The organism is Blastococcus sp. SYSU DS0510 (assembly GCF_054050835.1).
On sequence record NZ_JBJHAC010000013.1, the window covers coordinates 127,904 to 134,391 of the forward strand.

8 protein-coding genes are annotated in these 6,488 nt (G+C 76.0%); 4 read left to right on the forward strand and 4 right to left on the reverse strand.

From position 1 onward, the window contains the following. Nucleotides 1-10: 10 nt before the first annotated feature. Nucleotides 11-877, reverse strand: coding sequence for an undecaprenyl-diphosphate phosphatase (locus ACI79P_RS12600; protein WP_456581393.1), 867 nt, complete (start codon nucleotides 875-877; stop codon nucleotides 11-13). A 161-nt stretch (nucleotides 878-1,038) separates the two neighbouring features. Between ACI79P_RS12600 and ACI79P_RS12605 the strand changes: the two genes are divergently transcribed. Next, the gene (locus tag ACI79P_RS12605; protein ID WP_456581394.1) at nucleotides 1,039-2,019 is read left to right on the forward strand and encodes an aldo/keto reductase; all 981 of its coding nucleotides are present in this window, start codon (nucleotides 1,039-1,041) and stop codon (nucleotides 2,017-2,019) included. Then, on the forward strand, nucleotides 2,016-4,019 hold the full coding sequence (locus ACI79P_RS12610) for an AAA family ATPase (protein WP_456581395.1): 2,004 nt from the start codon (nucleotides 2,016-2,018) through the stop codon (nucleotides 4,017-4,019). Before ACI79P_RS12605 ends, ACI79P_RS12610 begins: the two co-directional genes overlap by 4 nt. On the opposite strand, the gene ACI79P_RS12615 is transcribed toward ACI79P_RS12610, so the two are convergent. The 3 genes from ACI79P_RS12615 to ACI79P_RS12625 all read right to left on the reverse strand — a co-directional run bounded on the left by ACI79P_RS12615 (nucleotide 4,016) and on the right by ACI79P_RS12625 (nucleotide 5,730). Then, nucleotides 4,016-4,819 carry a DUF2470 domain-containing protein gene (locus tag ACI79P_RS12615; RefSeq protein WP_456581396.1) on the reverse strand — a complete coding sequence of 268 codons (804 nt, stop codon included), beginning with the start codon at nucleotides 4,817-4,819 and terminating at the stop codon, nucleotides 4,016-4,018. The genes ACI79P_RS12610 and ACI79P_RS12615 overlap by 4 nt on opposite strands. Nucleotides 4,820-4,894: 75 nt before the next feature. After that, nucleotides 4,895-5,200: a hypothetical protein gene (locus ACI79P_RS12620; protein WP_456581397.1), complete on the reverse strand. Its 306-nt coding sequence runs from the start codon at nucleotides 5,198-5,200 to the stop codon at nucleotides 4,895-4,897. Between the two features lie 257 nt (nucleotides 5,201-5,457). Further along, the gene (locus ACI79P_RS12625) at nucleotides 5,458-5,730 is read right to left on the reverse strand and encodes a hypothetical protein (protein ID WP_456581398.1); all 273 of its coding nucleotides are present in this window, start codon (nucleotides 5,728-5,730) and stop codon (nucleotides 5,458-5,460) included. A 132-nt stretch (nucleotides 5,731-5,862) separates the two neighbouring features. Between ACI79P_RS12625 and ACI79P_RS12630 the strand changes: the two genes are divergently transcribed. Together ACI79P_RS12630 and ACI79P_RS12635 are read left to right on the forward strand one after the other, a co-directional pair. After that, nucleotides 5,863-6,066 (forward strand): DUF5703 family protein, encoded by a 204-nt coding sequence (locus ACI79P_RS12630; RefSeq protein ID WP_091934805.1) that lies wholly within the window; start codon nucleotides 5,863-5,865, stop codon nucleotides 6,064-6,066. Between the two features lie 130 nt (nucleotides 6,067-6,196). Beyond that, nucleotides 6,197-6,488: helix-turn-helix domain-containing protein (locus ACI79P_RS12635; RefSeq protein ID WP_456581399.1), on the forward strand; the 292-nt coding region annotated here is incomplete at its 3' end.

Below are 6,488 nucleotides of genomic sequence, written 5' to 3' on the forward strand. Positions count from 1 at the left end.
GCCGTGGCGCTCAGCGCGGGGCAGGCGAGGGGCTGATACCGGTGGACCCCACGGGGTCGAGGACGCCGGTGAAGACCAGCAGGAGGATGAGCAGCCCCAGCACGATGCGGTAGACGACGAACGGGGTGAAGCTGCCCCGGTCCAGGTAGCGCAGCAGCCAGGCGATCACCGTGAGCCCGATGCCGAAGGCGATGACCGTGGCGAGGATGGTCGGCCCCCAGCTGATGCCCGGACCCTCCACGTCGCCGGTGAGCGCCTCGTACGTCTGGAAGAAGCCGGAGCCGAGGACCGCGGGCACCGCCAGCAGGAACGAGTAGCGCGCCGCCGCCGACCGGGTGTAGCCGAGGAAGAGGCCCGCGGTGATCGTGCCGCCGGACCGGGAGACGCCGGGGATGAGCGCCATCGCCTGGGCGAAGCCGTAGCCGATGCCGTGCGGCACGGTGAGCTGGTCGAGCTCCCGCCGCTTGGCCCCGGCGCGGTCGGCCCAGAACAGCACCAGGGAGAACAGGATCAGCGCCGTCGCGACGATCCGCAGGTCGCGGAAGGTCGTCTCGATCTCCTCCTGGAACAGCAGGCCGAGGACGACGATCGGCAGGCTGCCGATGATGATCAGCCAGCCCATGCGGGCGTCGGGGTCGCCCTTGCGGCGGCCGCCGAGCGACGCGATCCAGGCGGTGATGATCCGCCAGATGTCGTGGCGGAAGTACAGGAGGACGGCGGCCTCGGTGCCGATCTGGGTGATGGCGGTGAACGCCGCGCCCGGGTCGCCCCACCCGAAGGCCTCGCCCACCACGCGCAGGTGGGCGCTGGAGGAGATCGGCAGGAACTCGGTGAGCCCCTGCACGATGCCCAGGACGATCGCCTCGATCCAGCCCACGTCAGCACCCCCCGGTCAGGACACGGGCGGCCGGGCAGGAGCAGCAGCGTTCGGGCACGGGTGCCCACCCTAGGCGTCGCCCCCTGCGCCACCCGGCGCGCCGCCCCGGGTGGCCGGTGCTCCCGGGTGTCGGGCGGTCGGCGGCGGTAGGTTGGCCGGTCGTGGAGCAACGGGCGTTGGGGCGCAGCGGTCTGGTCGTGTCCCGGCTCGCGCTGGGGACGATGACCTGGGGCGGCGACACCGACGAGGACGAGGCCGCCATGCAGCTCACGGCCTTCGTCGACGCCGGCGGCACGCTGGTCGACACAGCCGACGTCTACTGCGACGGGGAGAGCGAGCGCACCCTGGGCCACCTCCTCGCCGACGTCGTGCCGCGGTCGCAGGTGCTCGTGGCCACCAAGGCCGTCGGGCGCACGGGCCCGGGCCCGATGGGCCGGGGCGCCTCCCGGGGGCACCTGGTCTCGGCGCTGGACGCCTCGCTGGAGCGGCTGGGCCTGGACTACGTCGACCTCTGGCAGCTGCACGCCTGGGACGAGACGACGCCGCTGGAGGAGACCCTGGCCGCCTGCGACCTGGCCGTCTCCTCCGGCCGCGCGCGCTACGTCGGCGTCAGCAACTTCACCGGCTGGCAGACCGCCCAGGCGGCGACCTGGCAGCGGGCCTGGCCGGGGCGGACCCCGCTGGTCAGCACCCAGGTCGAGTACTCGCTGCTGCAGCGCGGCGTCGAGCGGGAGGTCGTGCCGGCGGCCGAGGCGCTGGGGCTCGGCGTGCTCGCCTGGTCCCCCCTGGGTCGCGGGTTGCTGACCGGCAAGTACCGGCACAGCACGCCGTCGGAGTCCCGGGGCGCCTCGGCGCAGTGGCAGGGGTTCATCGACGGGCTCCGCTCGGCCACCGCCGACCGCATCGTCGAGGCGGTCATCACCGCCGCCCAGGGGCTGGGGACGACGCCGCTCGCCGTGGCGCTGGCCTGGGTGCGCGACCGGCCGGGCGTCGTCGCCCCCGTGGTGGGTGCCCGCACCGCCCAGCAGCTGCAGGCGTCCCTCGACGCCGACACCGTCCGGCTGCCCGCGGCGATCCGCACGGCGCTGGAGGACGTCTCCGCCCCGCACTTCAGCTACCCCGATCGCCGGTCGGACCGGTGAGCGCGCACCCGACGACCCCCGGCCCGGACCTGGTCTTCGCCGCCTTCTGCACCGCCGGGCTGTGGCCGGGGCTGGGCAAGCGCGCGGCGGCCGAGCTGCCGGCCGCGGGCATCACCACCCCCGACGACGTCACCGCCGACCGGCTGCTGAAGCTGCCGCGGGTGGGCCGGCAGCGCGCCGAGCGGCTCTTCTCCAGCTTCCTGGCCGCCGCCCCCACCTACGAGGTGGTCGAGCTGCTCGTCGGCGCCGGCCTGCCGGCCAAGCTGGCCGCCGGGGTCGCCGACGCGCTCGGCCCGGACGCCGCCCGCCGCCTGCGGGACGACCCGTGGGCCCTGCTGGGCCTCTCGGGGGTCTCCCTCGGCGACGCCGACCGGCTCGCCATCGCCGTCCTCAAGGGCGCCGACCGGCAGGACGCCCGGCGCGGCCGCGCGATCGTGGGGCTCACCCTGCGGACGGCGACCCGCGACGGGCACACCGTGCTGCCGGTCGACCTGGTCGTCGCCGCGCTGCAGGCCGAGGGCATCGCCGACCCGGCGGCCGCCATCGTGGCGGCCGTCGAGTCCGGTGACGTGCTCGACCACGAGCCGCCCGAGCCGGAGTTCGACGAGGACGCGGACGAGCCGGCCGAGCCGGCAGAAGGACCTCGGTCTCCCCTCCGCTCGCAAGCTCACGAGGGAACCCGGACCGAGGCCGTACGGATGCTGTCACTGGCGCGCTACGGCATGGCCGAGGAGGCGGTGGCCGAGAACGTGGCCCGGCTGGCCGCCGCCGCGGAGCGGATCGCCGACCCCGCGTCGGTGCGCTCGGTGGCGAAGGGGCTCGACGAGGCGCAGAAGAAGGCCGTGGCCCAAGTGCTCTCGGCCGGGGTCAGCCTGCTGACCGGCGGCCCGGGCACCGGCAAGAGCCGCACCGTCGCCGCGATCGTGCAACTGCTGCGGACCAAGGGCACCGACGTCGCCCTCGCCGCGCCGACCGGGCGGGCGGCCAAGCGGCTGGAGGAGCTCACCGACCACCCGGCCGTGACGGTGCACCGGCTGCTCGGCGCGCAGGGCGCCTCCGGCGGGTTCTCCCGCAACGAGGAGTGGCCGCTGGACGCCGACGTGATCGTGGTCGACGAGGCCTCGATGCTCGACGTCGAGCTCACCGCCGCGCTGCTGGAGGCCTGCCCCGACGGCACGCACCTGCTGCTGGTCGGTGACCCCGCGCAGCTGCCCTCGATCGGCCCGGGGCACGTGCTCGGCGACCTGATCGACTCCGGCGTCGTCCCCGTGACCGAGCTGAGCACCCTCTACCGGCAGGCCGAGGGTGGGGCGATCGCCCGGCTCGCGTCTTCGGTGCGCGGCGGCGAGCTGCCGCCGGTCGACTCCCCCGACCGCGAGGTCGTCGTCGTGCCGGCCACCGGCAGCGCCGAGGCCGCCCGGCGGGTGGTGCAGCTGGTCACCGACTCGATCCCGCGCGCGCTCGGCATCGATCCGGGCGCGGTGCAGGTGGTCACCCCGGTGCACCGGGGGCCGGCGGGCACGATCGAGCTCAACAAGGCGCTCAAGGCCCAGCTCAACCCGGGTGACGGGACCGTCTTCGGCTTCGACGTCGGCGACCGCGTCGTGGCGACCGCCAACCACCTGGACCTCGAACCCACCGGCTTCGCCAACGGCGAGGTGGGCGTGGTCACCGGCACGGGCGACGGGTCGCTGAACGTCGACTTCAGCTCCGGCCCGGTGACGGTGAGCGGCAACGCGCTCCCCGACCTGCGCCACGGCTGGGCGATCACCGTGCACCGCGCGCAGGGGTCCGAGTGGCCCGGCGTCGTCGTCGTGCTACCACCGGAGGCGGGCGGGATGCTCTCCCGCCCGCTGGTCTACACCGCCCTCACGCGGGCGCAGCGGCACCTGTCGATCGTGCACGCCAGCGGCGCCGCCCTGGCGCGGGCGGTGCGCGACGTCGACGTCCGGCCGCGGCGCACCCGGCTGGCCGAGCTGCTGCGCGAGATCGCCGGCTAGCGGTGGCCGCGCCGTCCTGCCCGGGCGGCGCAGAGGAGCTCCCCCACCGCGGCGCCGAGCTGCCCCGCGCAGGTGAGCGGCCGGGTGAAGGGGACGCGTACGTCGGTGTGCCCGCACGGCCGCTCGACGCGCAGCCGGAAGCCGAACCGGTCCAGCCCCAGCGGGCGGACGATGCCGGCCGGGCCCACCACCTCGGGCGGGATCCGGGCGGCGAGCAGCTCGAGGACGTCGGCGTGGGCGCCGGCGAGGTGGCGCAGGTGGTCGGCCTCGACGGCGAGCAGCGGATCCGGGCGCGCTGCGGCGAACTCCTGGGGGCTCACGTCGACCCCGGCCCCACCCTCGCCCAGCACCACCTCCGCGAGGTCGAGCCGCAGCAGCAGCGCGCTCCGGCCGACGTCGAGCAGCACCTCCGTGGGCCGGGTCTCGGCGAAGGCCAGCAGGGCGGCGCGCTGGTCCTCGGGCCGGACGGGGGTCGCCCACCCGGAGAGCCACAGCTGCGCCCTCGTCGGCCGGCGCAGCGGCACGGGCGCGTGGTCGCTGACCATCAGCAGGGCGGAGAGGTCCTGGTCGGGGGCCTGCCGGACGGCCGCGGCGACGTCCCCGTCGGCGGGTACGACGAGCAGCACCTGCCCGGCGCGCGTGACGGTGTGCGCCAGCAGCCGGCCGCCGCCCATGCCGGGGGCGCAGACGGTCGCCGCGGTCCGGGTGGCGATGGTGCGGGCGCGCTCGGCCGGCTCCGGGCGCAGCGCGGCGGCCTCGGGACGGCGCTCGGGTGCGGGGTGGGTCGGGCTGCTCGGCATGGCCCTCCTCGATCAGTTAGGGCAGCCTAACCAAAGGAGCGCGGATCCGGCCAGCGCGTGTGCCCCCCGCGGAACTCAGGACCGGTGCGGAACGGCGCGCGGCGACGGGCGCCGCCGGTCCTGGAGGATGCGGCCGACGAGGACGCCGCCCACCAGCGCGAGCAGGCCCCACAGCGCCGCAGTGGGGCCCTGCGCGGTGGAGACCAGGAGCACGGCGCCGACCGCGGCCCCGAGCAGCAGCCCGCGCAGGAACCGGGTGGCCGTCGACCGGGTCGGGCCCGGCGCATCCAGCACCGGGGTGGGGTGCCCGGCGGCACGCGCCCACCGCTCGGCGGCGGCGTGCACCTCGGCCTCGTCCGACCCGTGGCCGTCCCTGGTCATCGATCCACCTCCCGGTGTCCGCCGCCCACTCTGGTGGCCGGCGGGCCGCGGGGCAGCCCGGGAGGGCCGATTCACCCGGCCGACGGTCCGCCGGCCGGGTGGGCGTCGCGCCCCCGGTCCCCGTCCGGCCGATGAGGTCCCGCGGACAGTCGCCCTCTGCCCACCGGGGCGGGGCAGAGAGCCACGTCCCAGGGAGTCCTGGCGGCCGCGCGGGGCGCCGTCCGATCGGGCGGGCTCCGGGGCGCCGCGGTGCCGTCTCAGCCGGGCTGGTCCTCGTCGTCCAGCGGCACGTCGGCCTCCTGCTCCAGGACGTCGGCGTCGTCGGCCTCGCGCGCACCGAGCGGACCGCGCGGGGCGCCGGCCTCGCCGGGGCGTGCGGCCAGCTGCTGCTCCAGCGCATCCGCCTCCGGCACGTCGCCGGCGGGCGGGCTCGCCTCGGCCGCGCGGGTCGGCGCCGGCGGCTGGAGGGGCGCCTCCTGCTCCGCGCGGTCGGCGTCGGGCACGTCGCTCGAGAAACCGGGCTCGGTCACGTCGTCCTCCCTGAGAAGCGGCTGCGGTCTGCCCCCATCGTGCCGTCCACCTGCGCACCCGGCAGGGCGGGACGGTGTGAGCGAGATGACGAACACGTGCCCGCGGCGCGAACGCCGGGCACAATCGACGCGATGGACACCGCCGGGGACTACGAGTTCGCGCCGCTGCGCATCCCGCCGGGTACGTCCCGGTCCGCGGCCGCCACGATGCTCAGCCTGCAGTCGGACGTCGGCGGCTGGGAGCTGGCCCGCCTGCAGCTGCACGCCGACGGCACCCGCAAGGTCATCCTGCGCCGCCGCGCCCGCCTCTCCTACCTGCCCAAGCCGCTGGTCTAGCTGTACTGACCGGAGACGTTGGTCAAGGACGTGTGACGACGAGATCTGAGTAGGTCTTGTCCGGGGAGGACCTCCGGGCGTGGAGTGGAGCTGTCGAAGGCACCCATTCCACGAGCACCGGAGGTCCTCGGTGTCCCACGCTAATGCCGCCCTGACCCCGCGTCATCGACTGCGTCTGGCCCGAGCTGTGGTCGAGGACGGCTGGTCGATTGCCTATGCCGCGGCGGTATTCAACGTCGCCTGGCCCACCGCCAAGCGGTGGGCCGACCGCTACCGGCTCGAGGGGCCGGCCGGGATGGTCGACCGCAGCTCGCGGCCGCACTCCTCACCACGCCGCACGCCGCAGCCGGTGGTGCGCAAGATCGTGCACCTGCGGTGGAAGCAGCGGCTGGGCCCGGTGGCGATCGCCGACCGGGTCGGCG

Coding starts and splice junctions, on each gene's coding strand:
- ACI79P_RS12620 (WP_456581397.1), bottom strand. CDS start 5,200: ATGACCAGGGACGGCCACGGGTCGGACGAGGCCGAGGTGCACGCCGCC.
- ACI79P_RS12630 (WP_091934805.1), top strand. CDS start 5,863: ATGGACACCGCCGGGGACTACGAGTTCGCGCCGCTGCGCATCCCGCCG.
- ACI79P_RS12615 (WP_456581396.1), bottom strand. CDS start 4,819: ATGCCGAGCAGCCCGACCCACCCCGCACCCGAGCGCCGTCCCGAGGCC.